The following is a 20,344-nucleotide window of genomic DNA, read 5'->3' on the forward strand; positions in this document are numbered from 1 at the left end:
CGCTGCGATCGGCCATGGTTTCCCCGGGAAAAGAACATGGGCGGCGCGCGCCCGGCACATGGGCGCCACGGTCGCCGGACCGGTTCGCAGAGCGCGCGTGGCGGGGACCGAGCCTGTCTCGTGCGCTGACGACGTTCGTCGTGTCCCGCCCGCGAAGGACAGGTTCGGCGCGACGCTTGGATCCCGGGGAGTGCGGGTCGCGCCACGCCCGGGTCAGATCGCGTGGATCGACGGGCCGCCCGATGCGGGCGCGCAAGGTCCCCCGGAGGCGCTCTGCCGCCCGGGGAACGGGGCGTTGCCGAAAGTCGACGCCGCACCCGGTCCGACGCTGATGGGCGCTTTGTCGGGCGGCGCCAAGGTCCCGGTTCCACCCGATCCTGTGCAATGGCGAACCGATGCGGTGCATCCGGGGACTGTTTCGACGTGGGGTCGCAAGGAACGTGTCCCGCGGGGCGCCCGTTTGCGCAACGTACCCTGAAGGGAGAAAGACATGACCGATACCATCACCACCATCAATCCTGCCACCGGCAAGACCCTCGACAGCTACTCGTATATGTCCGACGACGAGGCGCGCGGCGTCGTCGATGCGTGCCACGAGGCGTTTCTGGGCTGGAAGGCCCTCAGTGCAGAGCAGCGCGGCGACGCGATCCGCAAGGTCGGCGCCGGGCTCAAGGCCCGCAAGGACGAGCTGGTCAAGCTGATGACCGCCGAGATGGGCAAGCTGGAAAGCCAAAGCGCTCAGGAGATCGACCTTTGCGTCGGCATCTGCGACTGGACCGCCGAAAACGGCCCCGCCGAGCTGGCCGACGACGAACGCGTGCTGCCGAATGGCGGCAAGGGGGTCGTCCATTACTCGCCCATCGGCGTCATCTACGGCATCCAGCCGTGGAATTTCCCGGCCTACCAGGTCGTCCGCTACTCGATCGCCAACCTGATGGCGGGCAACGGCGTCCTCCTCAAGCATGCCGAAAGCGTCACCGGATCGGCGATGCTCCTGCAGGAGATCTACGACGCCGCGCTGCCCAAGGGGCTTTTCGGCGTGCTGCGGATCAGCCATGACCAGTCCGACGCGATCATCGACAATGACAAGGTGCGCGGCGTCACCCTGACCGGCAGCCCCACTGCAGGCTCCATCGTCGCCAAGAAGGCGGGCGAGAAGCTGAAGAAGACCGTGCTCGAACTGGGGTCGAACGACGCCTACATCGTGCTTGAGGACGCGGATATCGACCAGGCCGTGCAGCAATGCGTTCTGGGCCGGGTCTACAACAACGGCGAAACCTGCGTCGCGGCCAAGCGGTTCATCGTGGTCGATGCCGTCTACGACCGGTTCCGCGACGCCTTCGTCAAAGCGATGTCCGACGTGAAGGCAGGCGATCCGACGTCGGACGACACCGACCTCGGCCCGATGGCGCGCGAGGATCTGCGCGACAAGCTGGCTGATCAGGTCAAGGACAGCGTCGCGCGCGGGGCCAAGGTGCTGTGCGGTGGCGAGGTGCCCGAGGGCCCGGGGTTCTTCTATCCCGCGACGGTTCTCGAAGACGTGGCGACGGGCCAGCCCGCCTATGATGACGAGCTTTTCGGGCCCGTCGCCGCGCTGATCCGTGCCACTGACGCCGATGATGCGATCCGCATCGCCAATGACAGCCGCTTCGGCCTGGGCGGCGGCATCTTCAGCCAGAACGAAGAGCGAGCGATCGCGCTGGCCGCCGAGCATTTCGATACCGGCATGGTCTTCGTGAACGGCTTCGGCGTGGCACAGCCAAACATGCCCTTCGGCGGCGTGAAGGACTCGGGCTACGGTCGCGAACACGGCGGCTTCGGCATCAAGGAGTTCGTCAACGCCAAGGCGATCAACGTCATGGGCTAGGCCCGAAAGGGACCCGCGATGGGGATGGCCCCGTCGCACGAGGGAAAGGGGGGCGGGCCTCAGGCCCGCCGCCTCCGCCGTCCGCCGCGGCCTGCGCCAGCATCCTGTGCGGCGCGGGCCGCGTCGACGTAAGGCGTGCCCGCCTCGACCGCGTCCAGCACCCGCCCGAACTTGATCCAGTCGGCGCCGTGCGCATCGTGGTTCATCAGCAGGTTGGCGGCCCGGATCGCCTCCATCTCGACCGCGCGGATCGGGTTCATGATCGCGCTGGTCATCCCCGCCCCGATCGCCATCGGCAGGAAGGCCGCGTTGATGCCGTGCCGGTGCGGAAGCCCGAACGAGATGTTCGAGGCACCGCATGTCGTGTTGACGCCCAGCTCGTCCCGCAGGCGCCGGACGAGGGTGAAGACCTGCCGCCCCGCCGTGGCCATCGCGCCCACCGGCATCACCAGCGGGTCGACGACGATGTCATGCGCGGGAATGCCGAAATCGGCGGCCCGTTCGACAATCTTCTTCGCCACTGCGAAGCGCACGTCTGGATCCTCGGAGATCCCGGTGTCGTCGTTCGAGATCGCGACCACCGGGACGTTGTACTTCTTAACCAGCGGCAGCACGACCTCCAGGCGCTCTTCCTCGCCCGTGACCGAGTTCAGGAGCGGCCGGCCGTTGCAGGCGGCAAGCCCGGCCTCCAGCGCGGCGGGCACCGAGCTGTCGATGCACAGCGGCGTGTCGGTCAGCCCCTGGACGAGTTCGAGCATCTTCACCATCAGCGGCGGCTCGGTCTCGTTCGGGTTGGGGTTCGAGTTGTAGACGACGCCCGCGTTGATATCGAGCACCATCGCCCCGCAGGCGACCTGCGCCAGCGCGTCCGCCTCGACGGTCGAGAAATCGCCGGCCTCGAGTTCGGCCGCCAGTTTCTTGCGGCCGGTGGGGTTGATCCGTTCCCCGATCACGCAGAACGGCTCGTCAAAGCCGATGGTGACGGTACGGGACTGCGATTCCACCACGGTGCGGGTCATTGGCGGGCTCCTTCGGAGGGGCTGAGGATGGCGGCAAGGGCGGGGTCGTCGAAATCGTCGATCACGTCGGTGGCGCCATGGGCGCGCAGCTCGTCCGGGGACAGGCTCGATGTCAGCCCGACCGTGCGCAGCCCCGCCGCGACGGCAGCGCGAATGCCTGAGCCGCTGTCCTCGAAGGCGACGGCGGCGTCGGGGGATAGGTCCAGCCGGTCCAGCGCCACCTGATAGGGCATCGGATCGGGTTTGCCGCGCGGCAGCTCGTCCCCGATCACGATGGTGTCGAAGGCATCGGAAAGATCGATGGCGCGCAGCATGGCGTCGGCATTGGCGCGCGGTGCGTTGGTGACGACCGCCATCGGCCAGCCCGCGGCCCGCGCCCGCGCCAGCAGCGGGCGCAGACCTGCCGCCGGTTCGGCCTCGGTCCCCAGAAGGTCGCGGAACGCGGCCTCTTTCTCGTCGGCCAAAGCCTGCGGGTCGGTGCCGGGCAGAAGCTGGAAGATATCCCGGTTCTGCCGCCCATGGATCTGTGCGGTATAGAAGGCCTCGTCGATCTCGCGCCCGTGGCGGGCGAAGATGTCGATGAAGACGCGGGCATGCAGGGGATCGGTGTCCAGCAGCGTGCCGTCGAGGTCGAACAGAAGCGCGGGCATCAGGCCGCGCTCCCGCCGTTGGCGATCAGCGTGCGCAGGCGGTCGGGCGTGTAATCGGCGTCCAGCCGTGCGGCCCAGTCCTCGGCCAGCGCCTCGGGCGTGCCCTCGGCCGCGATCGGATCGGCGCGCCGCCACTCGGCAAGGTAGGCATCCGTCCCTGCCGCGCCCGAGGCCATGGCGGCGCGGTCGATCGCCTGTTCGAACCGCTCGGGCAGCGGACGCTTGACCGCCGCCCGACCGCGACCGACCAGGACCTGGGCCGGGATGTCACGCCAGTAGACGATGGTGATATCGGGCATTGCGTCGGGCTTCCTTGCGGTGGTCCCCTCCTGATACGCGGCGCGGGCGGTGCGGGAGGGGTCAATTTCGACATCTCTGCCCCGCGCTGCGACTCGCGCCGCGCCGGGGACATGCCAGCGGTATAGGGGGGCGCGGGTCCGCCGCGCCAGTCATCCGGCCATGAAAGATCTGCAACACCTTGTTGCGGTCGGACGGAAAAGCGGTGCGGGCAGGGCCATCCCCCCCAGGGGCACCGAGCCCGGGGACCTGTCCGGTTTGCCGGGTCCGGCCCGCGACGGGGCGACACAGGCCGCAATGCTTGCGCCGAACCGGATTGGCCCCTAGCATGGGGGCAACCTGATTGGAGGGCGATTTCATGGCGCCCAAGCGTCCCGCCGGTGGTGCGGGCGCGTTCCCGAAGCCGGTCGAGCCGCCTTCGCCACCGAACGCCGACCCGGCGGAGCTTTATGCTGCGCTGGACCTCGGCACCAATAGCTGTCGCATGCTGATTGCCCAGCCCAAGGGCAACCAGTTTCACGTCGTGGACAGCTTTTCGAAGACCGTTCAACTGGGTCTGGGGCTTGAAGCCTCGGGCCGGCTGTCGCGGTCGTCGATGAACCGAACCGTGCAGGCCCTGCGGATCTGCCGCAAGAAGCTGCGCAAGCACAACGTCCAGCGGATGCGGCTGGTCGCTACCGAGGCCTGCCGCCGCGCCACCAACGCGCGCGACTTCATGGGCCATGTCGAACGCGAGACCGGTCTGAAGCTCGAGATCATCCAGCCAGAGGAGGAAGCCCGGCTTGCCGTGATCTCCTGCGCGCCGCTGGTATCGACCCGGACCGACCAGCTTCTGGTGATCGACATCGGCGGCGGCTCGACCGAGCTGGTGTGGATCGACCTGACCCGCGTGCCCCGGGTGGATCGGCCGCGGGCGATCATGCGGCTGCATTCGGGCTTCACGCCCAAGGCCGGGTCGCCGTTTCCGGCGGCGCGGGTGGTCGACTGGATCTCGGTGCCGCTTGGCGTCGCGACCCTGCGCGACCAGTTCAACGATGTCGAAAACGATGCCGCGCGCTTTGCGCTGATGTCGTGGTTCTTCGAGGAGAACCTGTCGGACTTCTCTCCCTATGCCTCGGAGCAGGCGAAGGATGGGTTCCAGATCATCGGCACCTCGGGCACGGTCACCACCGTCGCGGCAAGCCACCTTGAGCTGAAACGCTATGATCGTAACCGGGTGGACGGACTGCGCATGACCTCGGACCAGATCGACAAGGTGATCCGCGATTACCTTGCGCTGGGGCCCGAGGGGCGGCGCACCGACCCGCGCATTGGACGCGACCGCCATGCGCTGATCATGTCGGGCGCGGCGATCCTGCAGGCGCTGCTGCGGGTCTGGCCGACGGACCGCCTGTCGGTGGCCGACCGGGGCCTGCGCGAAGGGCTGCTCTATGCCCAGATGTCCGCCGACGGGGTGCTGGAGGACGGACCTTTCTAGGTGTCGGCCTCGGGTCAGCCTCGGGGGTGAGGCGCTCATCGGCCCTTGCGGGCCTTTTCGCGGTGGTCCATGTCGCGCGGGTCCGCCCGGCGGCGGAGCGCGGCGCGGACATGCGGGATACGAAGGACGCTATGGCAAAGAAACCCACATCGGGGCGCGGACGGCGCGATCTGACGGTCAAGGTCAAGACCGCGCGGGGCCGCAAGCTAAGCTCGACCCGCTGGCTGGAACGGCAGCTGAACGACCCCTACGTGCAGCGCGCCCGGGCCGAGGGATATCGTGGCCGCGCGGCGTTCAAGATCCTTGAACTGGACGACAGGTTCCGGTTCCTCGTGCCTGGCGCCCGCGTCGTCGACCTGGGCTGCGCGCCGGGCGGCTGGTGCCAAGTGGCGGTGACCCGGGTGAACGCGCTGGGCGAAAAGTCGGGCAAGGCGCAGGGCCGGGTGCTGGGCATCGACCTGCAGGAGGTCGAGCCGATCACCGGGGCCGAGATCCATCAGCTGGATTTCATGGAGGACGACGCCGACGCCAAGGTCAAGGCCTGGCTCGGCGGCCCGGCCGAGGTGGTGATGTCGGACATGGCGGCCTCGTCCTCGGGACACAAGCAGACCGACCACCTGCGCATCGTCGCGCTGTGCGAGGCTGCGGCCGAACTTGCCTTCGACGTGCTCGAGCCGGGCGGAACCTTCGTGGCGAAGGTGCTGGCGGGCGGGGCCGAAACCGGCCTGCAGACCCTGCTGAAGCAGCGCTTCGACAAGGTCGCGAACGTCAAGCCGCCCTCCAGCCGTGCCGACTCGTCCGAGAAATTCGTGGTCGCCATGGGCTTCCGGGGCTGACACTCGGTTGCCGGACCGCCCGCCGCCGGCATTGTCGACGGGGGCAGGGCGGTGCGCGAAAGGGCGGTGTCGGTTTGTCCGGTGCCGGTTTGGGCGGTGCGGGGTTGGGCGGCGCGGGGCGGGGCGGTGCGGCCTACCGCGCCAGCACCATGTCGGCCCTCAGGCCGCCCAGGTCGGCACTGTCGCCCAGCCGCAGCACGCCGCCGTGCTGCCGGGCGATATCGGCGGCGATCGCCAGGCCCAGCCCGACGCCGCCCCCGCGGTTCTGGTTTCGCGCCGTGTCGAGCCGCTGAAAGGGCTTCATCGCCTCGTCGCGCGCCTCGGGCGGAATGCCGGGGCCGTCATCCTCGACGCTGAAGACAACCGCGCGTTCGGTCACCGCGACGCTCAGACGCGCGCGCGTGCCATAGCGCACCGCGTTGCCCAAAAGGTTGTCGAGCGCGCGCGCCATCGCCTGCGGCCGCAGCATCACGGGCTCGGCCCCGTCGATCCGGCCCAACGCGACCGCGTGGCCCGCGCGGTGCGCCCGCGCCACGGCCTCGCCCGCAACCTCGGCCGGGTCGCATTCGACGCTGTCGTCCAGCGCCTCGAGCCGGGCGAAATCGAGGAACGTCGCCAGCATTTCTTCCATCTCGGCGACGTCGCGGGACAGGTCTTCGGTCTCGGCGTTGTCGTCCAGCATAGAAAGGCTCAGCTTCATCCGGGTCAGGGGGGTGCGCAGGTCGTGGCTGACCCCCGACAACATCAGCGTACGCTGCTGTGTCTGACGCTCGATCCGCATCCGCATGTCGAGAAACGCGTGCCCCGCCGCGCGCACCTCGGTCGCGCCCGAGGGGCGATAGGGCACCACGCGACCGCGGCCGAACGCCTCGGCCGCCGCTGCCAGCCGTTTGACCGGGCGCAGCTGGTTGCGCAGGAACAGGTAGGCGATCAGCGTCATCAGCAGGCTGACCACCACCATCAGCACCAGAAGCTGGTGCGGGTTCGACGCCGATACGCGGTAGCGCGGAAACCGGATCGCCACCGGGCCGTTGCGCGTGTCGACCGTAAGATGCACCTGCGAGATGTCGGTCGCCAGATCGATCCCCCGGAGGCCCTCCAGCCGTTCCTGCAGGATCGAGATCACCACCCGGCCCGACAGGTCGTAGAACCGCCGCGTGGCGCTGGCCACGGGGGTGGGGTCGGGCAGCGTCGTGTCCAGCGACAGCGCGCGCGCCAGGGGTTGCGCCACCTCGCGCGCCGCCCGGGGCGTGGGCGCGGCATCGATGCGGTCGGCCAGCAGGCTGAGCTCCAGCTCGACACTGCCGGTCATCTGGTCGGTGACGCCTTCGAAATGCCGCTGGATGAATGTGATCGACAACACCAGCTGGATCGTCACCACCGGCAGAAGCAGGATCAGAGCCGCCCGGCCGTAAAGCGACCGCGGCATGGAGCGTTTGAGCCAGTGCATCGACATGGCCTATGCCTTAGCGCAGCAGGGGCCGACACGGAAAGACGGAATGGCGATGACGGGACAGGGTGAGGGCAGGGGGGATGCGGTCTGGCCAGGGCTACCCGAAGGCGTCTCTTGCGTGATCGCGCCCAATGCCGGCCCCCTGACAGGGTCCGGCACAAATACGTGGATCCTCGTCGCGGCGCGGCCCGTCGTCATCGACCCCGGGCCCGACGACCCGGCGCACCTGGCCGCGATACTGGCGCATCTGGACGGCCGGCGGCCCGAGGCGATCCTCGTCACCCATGCGCATGCCGATCACGCCGGGCTGGCCCGCCCGCTGGCGGCACGCACCGGCGCCCCGGTGCTGGCCTATGGCGATGCGACGGCGGGGCGGTCGCCTGCGATGCGCGCGCTCGCCGCCGCGGGCCACGGCTGGGCCGGGGAGGGGGTGGCCAGCGTCGGCGCCCCCGACCGGGCGCTGGCGGACGGTGAGGTCCTGTCGATGGCGGGGCGCCGCATCGTTGCGCTCTGGACGCCCGGCCACTTCGGCAACCACCTGAGCTTCGAGGTCGATCGCGCGATCTTCTCGGGCGATCTGGCGATGGGCTGGGCCAGCACCCTGATCTCGCCGCCGGACGGCGACGTCGACGATTTCATCGCCTCCTGCCGCAGGTTGCGGGGGCGGGACCCGGCGATCCTCTTGCCCGGTCACGGCGCACCGGTCGCAGGGGCCGCGGACCGCCTGGACTGGCTGATCCGCCACCGGCAGGAGCGGGAGGCCGCGGTGCTGGCGCATCTGTCCCGCGGTGCGGCCGATCTTGCCGGACTGACTGCCGCGATCTACGCGGGCACCGACCCCGCGCTGCACCCTGCGGCGGCGCGCAACCTTTTCGCCCATCTCGTGGCCCTGCACGCCCGAGGCCGCGTCCAGGCGACCCCCGCGCTGTCTCCCGAGGCCCTGTTTTCACAGGCGGACGTCGGGTAATCGCTTTTTTGCTCCCAAGCCCACTGGACGCCCCTGTCGGGTCTTGCTATATGCGCCCCCGTGTTCCGGCGTAGCTCAGCGGTAGAGCAGTTGACTGTTAATCAATTGGTCGTAGGTTCGATCCCTACCGCCGGAGCCAATTCACCCACTAAGCCATTGATAATCAAGGCATAGGCTGAATTTGGCAAGTACAGTGTCACACAGCACTGTAGCACAAGTTCCTGAAATGCGGGTCGCTCGTCTCCAATCCTGGAGGCCGCATCTTGGCGACCACCCCTTACCTCCTACAACGCGGCTCAACCTGGAGCTGGCGTCGGCGTGTGCCTGAGTTTTCCACAAAAACCCGACATTGGCAGCTGTCTCTGCGCACCACGGACCGGTCGATCGCGTGTATCATCGCACGCAGATTGAACTACGAGTGCGACCGGATGCTGGATGCAATCACCGATGGAAAGCTGACCCCCGCCCAGGCCAAGGCCTGGCTGACCTCGGTTGTGCGCAGCGAGCTTGACCGCATCGAGCGCCAGCGCATGATCAGCCGGATGGACCCGGTGGGCTCATGCGAGGAAGACCAGCGTCTCGATTGGGCGACGGCGCGCGCCTGGTCTCATCTGGCAAGCAAGGGACTGCATGCGGAGCTTTCCGATCACGACCGACGTACCGTACTTAACGAGGGTTCGAACGAGGCGGACATCGCGTCGCTGGAGACGATGCTTGGCGTCCTGTCGCGCGATGTGCTGTCCGAGGCGGGCGTCAACAAGATGCTTCGCGCCGCGCGGGACAGCATTCAGACGGCTACAGGCGAGACCTTGAACCCTGCGACCGAGACGATTCTCTCTCTGCGGCAACTGCTGCTGGCGGGAAAAGCCGCGGCCTGGTCCGCATCTGAAGGTCAAGAAGATCCGAGCCTTGAACAAGCGCGCGCCCTTGCGCGGGAAATCCTCGACAGCGCGCCTGCCGAGATCAGCGATACCCGAGAGCCCCTTCACATCTCCGAGGAAGCCACACTGATCGGAGCACCTGCCCCAATTCGAATTTCGGCCCAGAGGCCAGAGTTCAGTTTTGATCCGGACATCGTCGCACTCGTTGAGCGCATCAATGCCGAGAGGGATCGCGATCATATCAAGGAAGACACCAGAAAGCAGCTTGCATCGCAGGCGCGTCTCTTCATCAAGGCCACGGGCATCACCGACGTACGAGAAATCACGCAGGGCCATCTCAAGTTCTACAAGTCGGTCCTGCAACGCCTTCCGACGAGCTACGGGAAGAGCCCGAAGGACGCGGAGCGAACCATCGATGAGCTTCTGGCACGCGCCGAGGATCTTCCCGAAAAGAAGGTCGGCCTCTCGCCCCGAACGATCAACGGCCACCTGGACCGGTTCAAGCTCATCTTCCAGTTCGCCAAGAGCGAAAGCATCACGATTTCGGACTCGATCGAGCTCGGTTTGCTCCGCGTCCGGGAGGAAAAGCGCAATCGCGACAAGCGCGAAGCTTTTACCTTGCCGGAACTTCAGCAGGTCTTCCGACATCCGATCTGGACTGGGTGTAGGTCAACGTCGCGGCGACATGAGCGCGGCAACATCGTAAAGGCGGATGGACTCTACTGGGGGCCGATCCTGGCTGGCTACAGCGGCGCCCGGCGGGAGGAGGTTCTCGGACTGGAACCCCGTGATGTCGTGTCCGTCGACGGCATTCCCTGCTACCACATCCGGGACAACATGCACCGCGGGGTCAAGACCTTCAGTTCGGAGCGCCTGGTTCCCATTCACGAGCATCTGATGGAGCTGGGCTTTCTCAGACATGTTGAAGAGATGCGTCAGCGTGGCGCCTCGGCCCTCTTCCCCGAGTTGATCGCGACAAATGAGAGCCAGTCCTTCGGAGACAAGATCTATTACAACTGGGCGAAGGCGCTGGTGCTGCAGCTGGACGGCAACCCGAGGGAGCTCTGCTTCCACTCGTTCCGCCATTATGCCATCGCCCACCTGAAGGAGTTGCCCGAGGTCAGCGAGAAGCAGCGCCGTGACCTTGTCGGACACAGCGGCGGTGACGTGCATGACGAGCAATATGATGTTGCCACGTCGATGACCGTGATGAGTGGCGTGGTCGCGAAGCTGCCGCGATTGTTCTGACGCGCTGACGATATCACTGCCTGGCGGGCCTACCGAACATGATGACGAATGGCGCGGATCGTAGCATCAGGATCAGAAAATCATTTTCGACATATCGGATGCTTCGGCTCGTGATTGCCCGCCCGAGAGCCCTCCCCCTTAGGTTCTTTCGCGCGCAAGTGCCCCTTGCTCGGCCCTAAGCGACAATTGCGATCCGATAAACATGTTAGGCTTGGCCAGTCTGGTCTCTGAGCCCCCTTGGCGGAAAGTACGGATTTTCCGCCAAGGTCATCTCAGCCGGCACATGCCGGGCGCTTCACCAGCCACTAAGCTCACCAGGCTAGCGCGGTTATCCACATAATAGCGACGTGAGGCGGTCTCGCACCGCCATTCGGGCTCAGCTGGGCAACCCTGCAACAGTTATCATCTCGGCCAGAGAAACTGCGAGAAAGAACGAACGCCTTGACTGACAATCCTGCCATCATCTGCGCCCGACCCCACCCTACGTCCCCCCATATCGCCGGTCACACCGACTGGGGTCTTGCATGAGCCTTCTGCGGGAAAAGCACGTGAAGGTGCGCTTCTCGCAGGAGGAGTTCTCGCTGCTGGAAACGCTGCGCCGGACTGCGGGATCGGAGAGCCGCTCTGTGTTCATCCGCAGGCGGGCTCTGGAACCCGAAATCGGCACACAGGCCATCGCGGATCTTGTAGGTCAGGTCGGTGTGACGCTGAACACCGAAGATATCGCTCCCAAACAGCTCGACCACCTGGCGCTTCTCCTCGGAGAACTCACGCTGGAGCTCCGCAGGGTTAAGAAAAGCTGATCTATGCGCGCGCATAACACCTTCCACAAAACGGCCGGCGTCCTGCCCGACTATGATCTCCGCGACGGTGCGGAGTTCATCGGCGGCACCATCCTCCGCGCAGATCCCGTGTCCATGCGCGACCGCTTGGACAACCTCGCGGATGGTGCGGGAGTGATGCACATGACATTGTCACTGCCCGTAGGACTGCGGGCCAGTCGCGAAACATGGCATGCGATTGTCATGGCGCAGCTCCACCTTATGGGCCTGCCCGCCCTGCGCACTCCGTGGGTCGCGGCCCGTCATACGGATGCCAACTGCGACCATGTGCATGTTGCCATCGCCCTGCGTGGCTTTGACGGATCCCGCCTGCGCCCCGAGACCGGCGACATCAGGACAAGTCGCAATCACCAGATGCTGACCCGGCGCCTCGGCTTGCCTGTACCCGACTACTTCAACGCGCAGATCCCGCGCCTCGACCCACCGATCATCACCCGTCGGCTAACCACGGCGCCCAAGAAAAGGCTGAGCGAGGCCCTCAGAGCCATCTTCACAACCGAAAGGCCAAGAACCCTCGACGACCTCGATCGTGCCCTGGCACATCAATCCCCCGCCATTCTGCGCACAACGACTCAGAATACGCATGGGACCACAAGCCACCTGTTCAGCTTGGATGGAGCCCAAATCTTCGGAGGCGAGTTGGGGCCGGCCTGGGAGCCGCGACATCTCGAGGGGCGCCTCGCTCATGCAGATGCCCTTCACCGCCTTCGAATGCGCCTCAGCGCCCAGATTGTTCTCGCGGCTCTCCGGCCCCACGCGAAACCCTTGATGGAGTTTGAACATGGACAAGAAACCGACAACTCTGACCCTGCCCCAGGAATACGAAGTGTTGCTGAAGGCGATGCTCACCACGGACGAGAAGGTAACCCAGTTGCTCCGTCTGCTCGATCTGCTGAACGAGCCGGACCATCCGATGACGGAACTTGGCCAAGCTCTAATCGAGGCGCTCCAGAGGATCGCCGAGGATTTGCGGAAGGCGACACAGCTGAGGGACGAGCACCGCGCAGCCCTGAATCAGGCGAACGAAACCAACACCGCACTGTCACAGTTGCTCAAGGATATCTCGGGGCAGCTTCAGGATATCCGGGCGGAGAACCTCAGTTTGAAGCAGCAGATCTCCGAGATCCACGGCCTGATGTTCAGCCCGGTCGACTGACCTTCGGTCACCAGCTCAGGCAGCTTCTCCGGCTTCTGCATATGCGCTTCAGTGGCTGGCGCTGGCGCCGCTCGGACAAATCAGGGATCCAGGTAACGTTCCGGGATGGAAGCGTTGCCGAGGTGATCGGCGGCGTCCTGGTCAACGCGCGTGAGGAAGGTGAAGTCACGCAGTTCGCCGAAGCCTGGCGTCAGAAGTTCGGGGAGGTGGACATCGAGATACCCGGAACGTCAGACGACCACTCCCCGGAGCCGATGTAGTAAGACCGCTCCATCCCCTTGGACGGATGCCACGAGACGTCTGCGGCAGCAGACCGATGCCTCACCGTGCGTGCCCCCACTGGCCATTGATAAGAGACACTTCCCCCCTGGGGTACGTCTGGTATGTCGGAAACCGAACTCGACCACTGGATTTCGATGAAACTCGTATCGCGCCCACTGCCGGCCTTCCTGTCTGACCCCTTCCGCAAGCACCCGCGAGCGCTGGCACTCGAGGACGACACGATTGCGGCGTCCGGCGGCGCGCATGCCAGGATTCACCTCTCGGAGATCGCGACAGCTCCCGTCGTGCAGCGTAGCCGTGTCTCCGCCCGCCTCACTCTGGATCTCGGCAACCAGTCCTGCGTCCTGCTGCCCGGGGTCCAGGAGGCTGCCGCCAGAGCATTCGCGCAAGCTGTCGAGACAGCCTGGTCAGGCTACAATCTTGCCCAGCTTTCCAAGGAAGACGACGCGATTGCCGCCCTGATGACGGCGATCGAGGGATTGAAGGCACCGGCGAGTTATCCCGCCGCCTGCCTGGTAGCCCCGGTCGCAAGCCATGCCGCCGACCTCGACGCCCGCGTCCTGAAGAAGCTCACCCCGGCGGCCCTGGGCAAGGCAACGATGGCGCGGCTGGCTCCGATCATGGAGCTCGGGCGCAATCCAGAGCAACTCCGCGATGCGGCGATCGCAGCCTTCGTCGACCAGCAGCTGGCGGAGTGGAAAGAGTTCTTCGATACCGTCGAGTCCATGCCGCTGACGCCGGAGCAGCGGCTGTCCGTCGTCGTCGACGAGGATGCAACGCTGGTCCTTGCCGGCGCGGGCTCGGGCAAGACCTCGGTCATCACCGCCAAGGCCGCCTATCTGGTGAAAGCCGGTATACGGCAGCCACATGAACTTCTGCTCTTGGCCTTTGCCAAGGATGCCGCCACCGAGATGTCCGAGCGCATCGAGGCGCGGTGTGGCGTGCCGATCATGGCGCGCACCTTCCACGCCCTGGCCTACGAGATCATCGGTACGGTCGAGGGCGAAAAGCCGCCCCTCGCACCGACGGCGACCGACGACAAGGCCTTCCTCCAGTTGATCAAGGACATCCTGCGCGACATCGTGAGCCGGATGGCCGACATCGCCGGAACCGTGGTGGGCTGGTTCGCCGGCTTCTTCGACGATATCCCAAATGCATGGGACTACGACTCCGCCCACAAGTGGTATTCCGAGGTTGAAAGCCGGAACCTGCGAAGCCTGAAGGGCGACACCGTCTCCAGCTTCGAGGAGCTGATGATCGCCAACTGGCTGTACCTGAATGGCATCGCCTACGAATACGAGCCGACCTACGAGCGCAAGCTGACCGGGACCGGCAGGCGCGCCTACACACCGGACTTCCGGCTCACCGAGAGCGGCGTCTATCTCGAGCATTTCGGCGTCCGCAAGACGACGCGGAAGGACGGTACGGAGGAGCTGACGACCGCCCCCTTCATCGACCGCGATGCCTACCTGGAGGGCATGGCGTGGAAACGCCAGGTCCATGCCGAACACGGCACGACCCTGATCGAAACCTATAGCTGGGAGAACGAGGAAGGCCGCCTTCTCGAGGCGCTGGCAGAGAAGGTCGCGTCGCATGTCACGCTCCGCCCGCGCCCTGCCCTCGAGGTCTACGACAGCGTGACGTCCCTTGGTGTCGTCGACGGCTTCACCTCACTGATCGCGACCTTCCTGCGGCACTTCAAGAACGGCGGCTATCATCTGGGTGATTGCGAGACGAAGGCCGCGACCCTGAAGATGGGCAAACGCGGCGCGGCCTTTCTCAAGATCTTCGGGGCGGTGTACCGCGAGTATCAGGACAGACTGGGCGAGCGCATCGATTTTGAGGACATGGTGAACCGCGCGACCGCGCTGGTGGAAAGCGGGCGTTACGACAGCCCATTTCGCCATATCCTTGTCGACGAATTCCAGGACATCTCGACCGGCCGGGCGCGGCTGATCCAGGCGCTCAAGAGCCAGCATGCGGAGGCGAGGATATTTGCCGTCGGCGACGACTGGCAGTCCATCTACCGGTTTGCCGGTTCCGACATCCACATCATGCGCAACTTCGGTCGCGAGTTCGGCGGCGTCTTCGCCGGCCACACCGGTGTCCACCGCACGGTCGACCTCGGACGGACGTTCCGGTCGATCGACAAGATCGCCCTGGCCGCCCGGCGCTTCGTGCTGTGCAACCCGGCGCAGATCACCAAGACGGTTGTTCCTGCCGGCGAGGCAGAGCATCCCGCGATCCGGATTGCATGGACCCGGCGCGATACCGGCGACCAGGTGTTGGACGACACCCTGAGAGCCTTGGCGGCAGAACCTGCCCCTCCCGGTCGCAAGGCTACGGTGCTCTTGCTGGGCCGTTACCGCTTTATCGAGCCCGACATGCGCAACCTCCGGCGGCGGCATCCGAACATGACGATCACCTTCAAGACCATCCATGCCTCAAAGGGCCTTGAGGCCGACCACGTTGTCCTGCTTGGCGCCGATAGCGCACGCATGGGCTTTCCATCGATGATCGTCGACGACCCCCTTCTCGCACTTGTCTCGCCCGAAGCGGAACCCTTCGCCAACGCCGAAGAGCGCCGCGTGATGTATGTTGCCATGACTCGGGCGCGACGAACGCTCACGATCATGGCGTCCGAGGCGCGCCCTTCAGCCTTCGTCACTGAGCTGTTGAAAGATCCCGCCTATGACGTAGCCAGCCCAAGCGAGGCCCAAGAGCGCACCCATACATGCGGGCAATGCGGCGGGCGCCTGCTGTTCATGCCCGGCGTAAATGGCCCAGGCTGGTACCGTTGCGAGCACATCAAGCACTGCGGCAATCGCATGCCCGCCTGTCCCGCTTGCGGCACCGGGCTTCCGGTTCGCAAGGAACCCAAAGGCGAGCAGATTTGCGGGGAGTGCGGAGCCGTCCAAGCGTCGTGTCCGGAATGCATCGACGGCTGGCTCGTGGAACGGAGGGGAAGATACGGGGCTTTCCTGGGCTGCGTCCGTTTCCCTGATTGCGCAGGAAAGTCGAAGAAGGAACGGCGAGCGGGCAAGCGAACAAGTGGCTAGCTGGACAACGCTTTGGTCAAGCCAAGCCGGAGATAGCGCTTGAACGCTGCGCAACCGTCCGGTTGGCAACGAGACACGAGGGCGGGAAGCGGCCATTCGCTGCATCTGCGAAAAGATGCGTTTCGGACTCCAAATCGGACATTGCTTTTCTAGGTCCGGAGCGCGTGCCAGATGATATCTACGCACGCTTCTGGAATGCGAACACCCGGCCTGCACAAGGCAGGCCGGGAAAACAGAGTATCGTCAGTTCGGGATGTTCAGGTCAGACTGGATAGCTGTCAGATCTTCAGGCAGCTCCGCTGTAGACGGGAAAGACGCTGGCGTCGCCGTAATCCTTGGCGGTGATCCGGTTGAGCGCTTCCATGTCCGCGTCGGCAATCTCGAAGTCCACGTTGGCATTGGATTTCATATGTTCGGGGTTCGCGGTCTTGGGCAACGCCAGCAGGCCCAGCTGCAGCACGTAACGAATGCTCAGCTGCGGCACGCTCACGTCGTACTTGGCGGCGATCTCCTTGATCTCCGCGTTCTCGAGGATCTTGCCGTGGCCGATGGGGGAGTAGGCCTCGACCAGCATGTCATGATCATGAACATACGCGATCAGGTCGAACGGCGTATTGCCGACGTGGGCAAGAACCTGGTTGATCATGGGCTTGACCGTCGCGTTCCGAAGCAGGTTGTCGAGGTCGGCCTTCTGGAAGTTCGACACGCCGATGGAGCGGACCTTGCCGGCTTCGAGCGCCTCTTCCATCGCCTTCCACGCGGCGAGGTTGCCCTCGAAGAAGCGGTTGTCGCTGCCGAACTGGTCCCACGGCTGGGGGCTGTGGATCACGAAAAGGTCGATGTAATCGAGACCGAGCGTCTCGAGCGAACCTTCAATGGCCGACTTGGCGCCTTCGTAGTCCTTCACTCCGGCGTCGAGCTTGGTCTGCACGAAAAGCTGGTCGCGCGGGACGCCGCAGGAGCGGATGCCTTCGCCGACGCCACGCTCGTTGCCGTAGGCCTGCGCGGTATCGATGTGGCGGTAGCCGATCTCCACGGCGGCCTTGACCGCGTCCGCCACCTTGTCATCGTCGATCATCCAGGTGCCGAGCGCCAGTTTGGGAATCTCGACGCCGTTCGGCAGGGTCTGCGTCTCTTGCAGGATCATTTCCGTCTCCTTTCGCGGTCGGGCCACCGTCGGACCCGGTTTGCCTGTGGCGGCCGGAGCCGCCTTCTATGACCGACAGATAAGGGCGACCGGCCGTCAGGATAATCGAAGCAGAGATCCACTCGCTCATGAGGCTTGCTCATCAATGATCACAATCGTAGCAAGTTCACGAGACGTGCGGAGATGATCGCGTCGTACACATGAAACGCCCCGCGCCGATTATCGGGCGGGGCGTTCAGTTCTCGGAACGAAGTTGGATGCGGACCCGTCGGCGCTCAGCCCTGGTAATCCTCGTCCGAGACCTTCTCCATCCACGTCACTGGCGAGCCGTCGATGCTCTCCTGGATCGCAATGTGGCTCATGGCGGTGTCCGGTGCGGCGCCGTGCCAGTGCTTTTCGCCGGCCGGGAACCAGACGATGTCGCCCTGGCTGATCTCCTCGATTTCGCCGCCCTCGCGGGCCACGCGACCGCGGCCGAAGGTGACGATAAGCGTCTGTCCGGCGGGGTGCGTGTGCCACGCGGTGCGCGCGCCTGGCTCGAAGGTGACGTGGGCGCCCGCGACACGGCCGGGGTCCTCGGCCTGGAACATCGGGTCGAGACGAACGGTGCCGGTGAAATAGTCCTCCGGCCCGGGGGCGGAGGCTGTCTGGCCTGCGCGTGTGATCTTCATGGGGGTCTCCTTCTGTACGGCCGCACTCAGCGCAGCTTGTTGAAACGGTAGGTCAGCGCGGGTCCGCCCGGCTGTCCGTAGGCAAGGACCGCGGTGACCATGGCGAAGGGTTCGGCGTAGCGCCCGGTGCTCAGACCGCCAGCGTCCAGCGGCTCGAACCCGATGTCCGAGATCAACGAGCCGGCTACGTCCTTTGCTGCGTCGTCGTCGCCGTAGAACATGAGGTGCGGACGGGGCATGGTGTCCTTGCGGGCGAAGACCAGCTCGAACGACTCCGATGGGCTGGTGTTGAAGCACGACACCCACCGCGCGTCGGGCCGCATCCGCGCCAGTTCCTCCGCCCCCGAGGTCCCGGGACTGAGAACCAGTGCGCTGTCGTCGTCATTGAGCGGCACGCAGCAGTTCAGCACGACCTGCCCCGCAAGATCGCCGGCCTGCTCCAGCACGTCCCCGGTCCGCGACCAGTGAACGGCGAGCAACACCGCACCTGCGTCATCGACCGCCTCGCGAACGGAGCCCGCGGCGCCGCCGGTCTCTTTTGCGAGACGGTCCAATTTGGCGCGGTCGCGGGAGTAGGCAAAAGTCACGTCGTGACCGCAGGTGGCCCAGAGGCGCCCGAGCTTGGCGCCCATCAGGCCCGATCCGAGGATGGCGATTTTCATGTCGGTCTCCTGTCACGTCGCGTAGCCGGCGGGGTGGCCCCGCCGACGCCGGGATTACTCCGAGCGGCTTTCGAAGACGTCGGCCGCCACCGGCATGGCCGAGAACACGCGCGGCCAGCCAGCGTAGAACGCGAGATGCGACAACATCGCGCCAGCCTCAACCTGGGTCAGGCCGTTGTCCATCGCGCGGTTAAGATGGAACGTCATCTGCTCGGGCTGGCCCGCCGCGATCAGTGCCGCCACGGTCACGAGACTGCGGTCGCGCGGCTCGAGCGCAGGGCGCAGCCAGAGGTCGAGGAAGAGCAACTGCTCGGTATTGTCCACGACGCCCTGACTCACGTCGCCATAGGTCGACTGGACGTTCTCTTGCCGGGCATCCTCGGATTCTTGGTCGAGCGGCAGAAGCTCCGGCTCGAGCGCCGGCAGGTCGTCCTCGCACACGCCGCGTTCCTCAAAAACCGGCGCGGCGGCCTCCGCGGCGACGACCGCGTTGCCCCATCCGGTGTAGAAGGCGAGATGCGTGATGGTCTCGGAAATCTCCGCGGGCGTCACGCCGGCATCGAGAGCAAGCGCGATGTGCTCGGACAGGCCGCCGGTCTCGTGCCGGGTGATCTTGGCCGCGACGGTGACCAGCGCGCGATCCCGCATGGAGAGCGCCTCGTCGGTCCAGACGCTGCCGAAGAGGTCGTCCTGTGCATAGGCTTCGAGCTTGGGCGCGATCTGACCGACGGCATCTGGAAGGGTAATGCCGAGGTCCTGCGCGGAACCGGCAGTTGCGGCGAAGCCGAGGATGAGGGCGGATGCGGCAAGGCGCGTCTTCATGGAGCGTCTCCTGTCAGGCGTGTTGCTGTCACCCGCCTGACATGGGCCGCGCCGGCCGATCCGTCATGGGCCGCCGCGCCAAGCCGCCCATGAGCGCCGCTCATCAATCCTCAAGCACGTTCCCGCAGGGCCTCCAGCACAACCTGGAATGCCGATGACGGGCGCAAGCGGCTCGGGTAGAACAGGTGGAACCCCGGAAAAGACGGGCAATACGTTTCGAGGCAGGTTCTCAGCCTCCCATCGGCCAGCGCCCGTGTCGCAAGACGTTCTGGCACCAGGGCCAGTCCGATCCCGTCGATCGCCGCCTGAATAACTGGGCCAATCGTATTGAAGCAGGCTTGTCCCTGGACCTTCACGTTGATTTCTGTACCGTCCGGGTCCTCGAACTCCCATGCATAGAGCCCGCCGTGGTTCGACAACCGCAGGTTCACGCAGGAATGGTCCGTCAGCTCCTGCGGTACATCCGGCTCGCCCCGGTCCTCGAAGTAGGACGGCGCGCCGACGCAGATCATGCGCTCGTCGGGGCCGATCCGCGCGGCGATCATGCCTTCGCTCACCTGGTCGCCATAGCGCACGCCGGCGTCGCATTGCGAGGCGGCGAGGTCGGTGTACCCGTAATCGTTAACCAGCTCGATCCGCACCGCCGGGTGTTCGCGCAGCACGGGCGCGAGCTTGGGCCAGAGCAGGGTCTCGATGGCGTAGTCCGTGGCGGAGATGCGCACGGTCCCGGTCGGCTGGTCCCGCGCCTCGTTGAGCGCAAGAAGCCGCGCCTCGATCTTCTCGAAGCACGGATTGAGCGTCGACAGAAGGTCCTCGCCCTCGAGCGTGGGGGCGACCGAGCGGGTCGTCCGGGTCAAAAGCCGGAGGCCGAGACGGGCCTCCAGCGCCTTGATCGTATGGCTCAGCGCCGATTGCGACACGTTGAGACGCGCCGCGGCTCGGGTAAAGCTGCGTTCCTCGGCCACGGCGGCAAGGGCAATCAGGTCGGTGATGTTTTCACGCAGCACG

General features: G+C 65.7%; 18 protein-coding genes, 1 tRNA gene and 1 pseudogene. 11 read left to right on the top strand and 9 right to left on the bottom strand.

Annotation, left to right across the window (positions count from 1 at the left end; translation table 11 throughout):
* Positions 1–490 precede the first annotated feature (490 nt).
* On the top strand, positions 491–1,867 hold the full coding sequence (locus EKE94_RS09095; protein WP_127906252.1) for an NAD-dependent succinate-semialdehyde dehydrogenase: 1,377 nt from the start codon (positions 491–493) through the stop codon (positions 1,865–1,867).
* A 59-nt stretch (positions 1,868–1,926) separates the two neighbouring features.
* Here the strand turns inward: EKE94_RS09095 and EKE94_RS09100 are convergent, their stop codons facing one another.
* The 3 genes from EKE94_RS09100 to EKE94_RS09110 are packed head-to-tail and all read right to left on the bottom strand — an operon-like array spanning position 1,927 to position 3,835.
* Positions 1,927–2,886, bottom strand: a complete 960-nt coding sequence (locus tag EKE94_RS09100; RefSeq protein ID WP_127906253.1) for a methyltetrahydrofolate cobalamin methyltransferase — start codon at positions 2,884–2,886, stop codon at positions 1,927–1,929.
* A complete protein-coding gene (locus EKE94_RS09105) occupies positions 2,883–3,536 on the bottom strand; it encodes an HAD family hydrolase (protein WP_127906254.1) in 654 nt (217 codons plus the stop codon). Before EKE94_RS09105 ends, EKE94_RS09100 begins: the two co-directional genes overlap by 4 nt.
* A complete protein-coding gene (locus EKE94_RS09110; protein ID WP_127906255.1) occupies positions 3,536–3,835 on the bottom strand; it encodes a virulence factor in 300 nt (99 codons plus the stop codon). The genes EKE94_RS09105 and EKE94_RS09110 overlap by 1 nt, the downstream gene beginning before the upstream one ends.
* A 356-nt stretch (positions 3,836–4,191) precedes the next feature.
* Here EKE94_RS09110 and EKE94_RS09115 point away from each other — a divergent pair, with 356 nt between their 5' ends.
* Together EKE94_RS09115 and EKE94_RS09120 are read left to right on the top strand one after the other, a co-directional pair.
* Positions 4,192–5,310 (top strand): Ppx/GppA phosphatase family protein, encoded by a 1,119-nt coding sequence (locus EKE94_RS09115; RefSeq protein ID WP_127906256.1) that lies wholly within the window; start codon positions 4,192–4,194, stop codon positions 5,308–5,310.
* Between the two features lie 131 nt (positions 5,311–5,441).
* Entirely contained in the window at positions 5,442–6,146 is a 705-nt protein-coding gene (locus EKE94_RS09120; RefSeq protein WP_127906257.1) for an RlmE family RNA methyltransferase, read from the top strand.
* Positions 6,147–6,279: 133 nt separating this feature from the next.
* Here the strand turns inward: EKE94_RS09120 and EKE94_RS09125 are convergent, their stop codons facing one another.
* The gene (locus EKE94_RS09125) at positions 6,280–7,602 is read right to left on the bottom strand and encodes an ATP-binding protein (protein ID WP_127906258.1); all 1,323 of its coding nucleotides are present in this window, start codon (positions 7,600–7,602) and stop codon (positions 6,280–6,282) included.
* Between the two features lie 115 nt (positions 7,603–7,717).
* Here EKE94_RS09125 and EKE94_RS09130 point away from each other — a divergent pair, with 115 nt between their 5' ends.
* From EKE94_RS09130 to EKE94_RS09160, 8 genes and pseudogenes are all read left to right on the top strand, one after another.
* Positions 7,718–8,566 carry an MBL fold metallo-hydrolase gene (locus EKE94_RS09130; RefSeq protein ID WP_235855950.1) on the top strand — a complete coding sequence of 283 codons (849 nt, stop codon included), beginning with the start codon at positions 7,718–7,720 and terminating at the stop codon, positions 8,564–8,566.
* 64 nt (positions 8,567–8,630) lie between these two features.
* Positions 8,631–8,705: transfer RNA gene (locus EKE94_RS09135), tRNA-Asn, on the top strand.
* Between the two features lie 124 nt (positions 8,706–8,829).
* Positions 8,830–10,695: a DUF6538 domain-containing protein gene (locus tag EKE94_RS09140; RefSeq protein ID WP_328590475.1), complete on the top strand. Its 1,866-nt coding sequence runs from the start codon at positions 8,830–8,832 to the stop codon at positions 10,693–10,695.
* A gap of 524 nt (positions 10,696–11,219) precedes the next feature.
* A complete protein-coding gene (locus EKE94_RS09145) occupies positions 11,220–11,498 on the top strand; it encodes a hypothetical protein (RefSeq protein ID WP_127906261.1) in 279 nt (92 codons plus the stop codon).
* 114 nt (positions 11,499–11,612) lie between these two features.
* Positions 11,613–11,873: pseudogene (locus EKE94_RS19220) on the top strand (relaxase/mobilization nuclease domain-containing protein); the annotation flags it as partial.
* Between the two features lie 445 nt (positions 11,874–12,318).
* Entirely contained in the window at positions 12,319–12,693 is a 375-nt protein-coding gene (locus EKE94_RS09150) for a hypothetical protein (RefSeq protein ID WP_127906262.1), read from the top strand.
* A gap of 41 nt (positions 12,694–12,734) precedes the next feature.
* The gene (locus EKE94_RS09155; RefSeq protein WP_127906263.1) at positions 12,735–12,953 is read left to right on the top strand and encodes a hypothetical protein; all 219 of its coding nucleotides are present in this window, start codon (positions 12,735–12,737) and stop codon (positions 12,951–12,953) included.
* 123 nt (positions 12,954–13,076) lie between these two features.
* Complete coding sequence (locus tag EKE94_RS09160) at positions 13,077–16,034, top strand: UvrD-helicase domain-containing protein (protein ID WP_235855951.1); 2,958 nt, start codon at positions 13,077–13,079, stop codon at positions 16,032–16,034.
* 286 nt (positions 16,035–16,320) lie between these two features.
* Here the strand turns inward: EKE94_RS09160 and EKE94_RS09165 are convergent, their stop codons facing one another.
* The 5 genes from EKE94_RS09165 to EKE94_RS09185 form a co-directional block, all read right to left on the bottom strand.
* Positions 16,321–17,181 carry an aldo/keto reductase gene (locus EKE94_RS09165; RefSeq protein ID WP_127906264.1) on the bottom strand — a complete coding sequence of 287 codons (861 nt, stop codon included), beginning with the start codon at positions 17,179–17,181 and terminating at the stop codon, positions 16,321–16,323.
* Positions 17,182–17,456: 275 nt separating this feature from the next.
* Positions 17,457–17,852 carry a (R)-mandelonitrile lyase gene (locus EKE94_RS09170; protein ID WP_092811685.1) on the bottom strand — a complete coding sequence of 132 codons (396 nt, stop codon included), beginning with the start codon at positions 17,850–17,852 and terminating at the stop codon, positions 17,457–17,459.
* Positions 17,853–17,878: 26 nt separating this feature from the next.
* Complete coding sequence (locus EKE94_RS09175) at positions 17,879–18,514, bottom strand: NADPH-dependent F420 reductase (protein ID WP_127906265.1); 636 nt, start codon at positions 18,512–18,514, stop codon at positions 17,879–17,881.
* A 54-nt stretch (positions 18,515–18,568) separates the two neighbouring features.
* On the bottom strand, positions 18,569–19,336 hold the full coding sequence (locus tag EKE94_RS09180; RefSeq protein ID WP_127906266.1) for a carboxymuconolactone decarboxylase family protein: 768 nt from the start codon (positions 19,334–19,336) through the stop codon (positions 18,569–18,571).
* 110 nt (positions 19,337–19,446) lie between these two features.
* Positions 19,447–20,343 (bottom strand): LysR family transcriptional regulator, encoded by an 897-nt coding sequence (locus tag EKE94_RS09185; protein ID WP_127906267.1) that lies wholly within the window; start codon positions 20,341–20,343, stop codon positions 19,447–19,449.
* Position 20,344 lies beyond the last annotated feature (1 nt).

This window comes from Mesobaculum littorinae, assembly GCF_004011175.1.
Classification (GTDB): Bacteria; Pseudomonadota; Alphaproteobacteria; order Rhodobacterales; family Rhodobacteraceae; genus Tranquillimonas; species Tranquillimonas littorinae.

What these genes read in the sequence shown, in the direction of transcription:
- EKE94_RS09095 (WP_127906252.1), top strand. Translation starts at nt 491, where the DNA reads ATGACCGATACCATCACCACCATCAATCCTGCCACCGGCAAGACCCTC.
- EKE94_RS09100 (WP_127906253.1), bottom strand. Translation starts at nt 2,886, where the DNA reads ATGACCCGCACCGTGGTGGAATCGCAGTCCCGTACCGTCACCATCGGC.
- EKE94_RS09105 (WP_127906254.1), bottom strand. Translation starts at nt 3,536, where the DNA reads ATGCCCGCGCTTCTGTTCGACCTCGACGGCACGCTGCTGGACACCGAT.
- EKE94_RS09110 (WP_127906255.1), bottom strand. Translation starts at nt 3,835, where the DNA reads ATGCCCGATATCACCATCGTCTACTGGCGTGACATCCCGGCCCAGGTC.
- EKE94_RS09115 (WP_127906256.1), top strand. Translation starts at nt 4,192, where the DNA reads ATGGCGCCCAAGCGTCCCGCCGGTGGTGCGGGCGCGTTCCCGAAGCCG.
- EKE94_RS09120 (WP_127906257.1), top strand. Translation starts at nt 5,442, where the DNA reads ATGGCAAAGAAACCCACATCGGGGCGCGGACGGCGCGATCTGACGGTC.
- EKE94_RS09125 (WP_127906258.1), bottom strand. Translation starts at nt 7,602, where the DNA reads ATGTCGATGCACTGGCTCAAACGCTCCATGCCGCGGTCGCTTTACGGC.
- EKE94_RS09145 (WP_127906261.1), top strand. Translation starts at nt 11,220, where the DNA reads ATGAGCCTTCTGCGGGAAAAGCACGTGAAGGTGCGCTTCTCGCAGGAG.
- EKE94_RS09150 (WP_127906262.1), top strand. Translation starts at nt 12,319, where the DNA reads ATGGACAAGAAACCGACAACTCTGACCCTGCCCCAGGAATACGAAGTG.
- EKE94_RS09155 (WP_127906263.1), top strand. Translation starts at nt 12,735, where the DNA reads ATGCGCTTCAGTGGCTGGCGCTGGCGCCGCTCGGACAAATCAGGGATC.
- EKE94_RS09160 (WP_235855951.1), top strand. Translation starts at nt 13,077, where the DNA reads ATGTCGGAAACCGAACTCGACCACTGGATTTCGATGAAACTCGTATCG.
- EKE94_RS09165 (WP_127906264.1), bottom strand. Translation starts at nt 17,181, where the DNA reads ATGATCCTGCAAGAGACGCAGACCCTGCCGAACGGCGTCGAGATTCCC.
- EKE94_RS09170 (WP_092811685.1), bottom strand. Translation starts at nt 17,852, where the DNA reads ATGAAGATCACACGCGCAGGCCAGACAGCCTCCGCCCCCGGGCCGGAG.
- EKE94_RS09175 (WP_127906265.1), bottom strand. Translation starts at nt 18,514, where the DNA reads ATGAAAATCGCCATCCTCGGATCGGGCCTGATGGGCGCCAAGCTCGGG.
- EKE94_RS09180 (WP_127906266.1), bottom strand. Translation starts at nt 19,336, where the DNA reads ATGAAGACGCGCCTTGCCGCATCCGCCCTCATCCTCGGCTTCGCCGCA.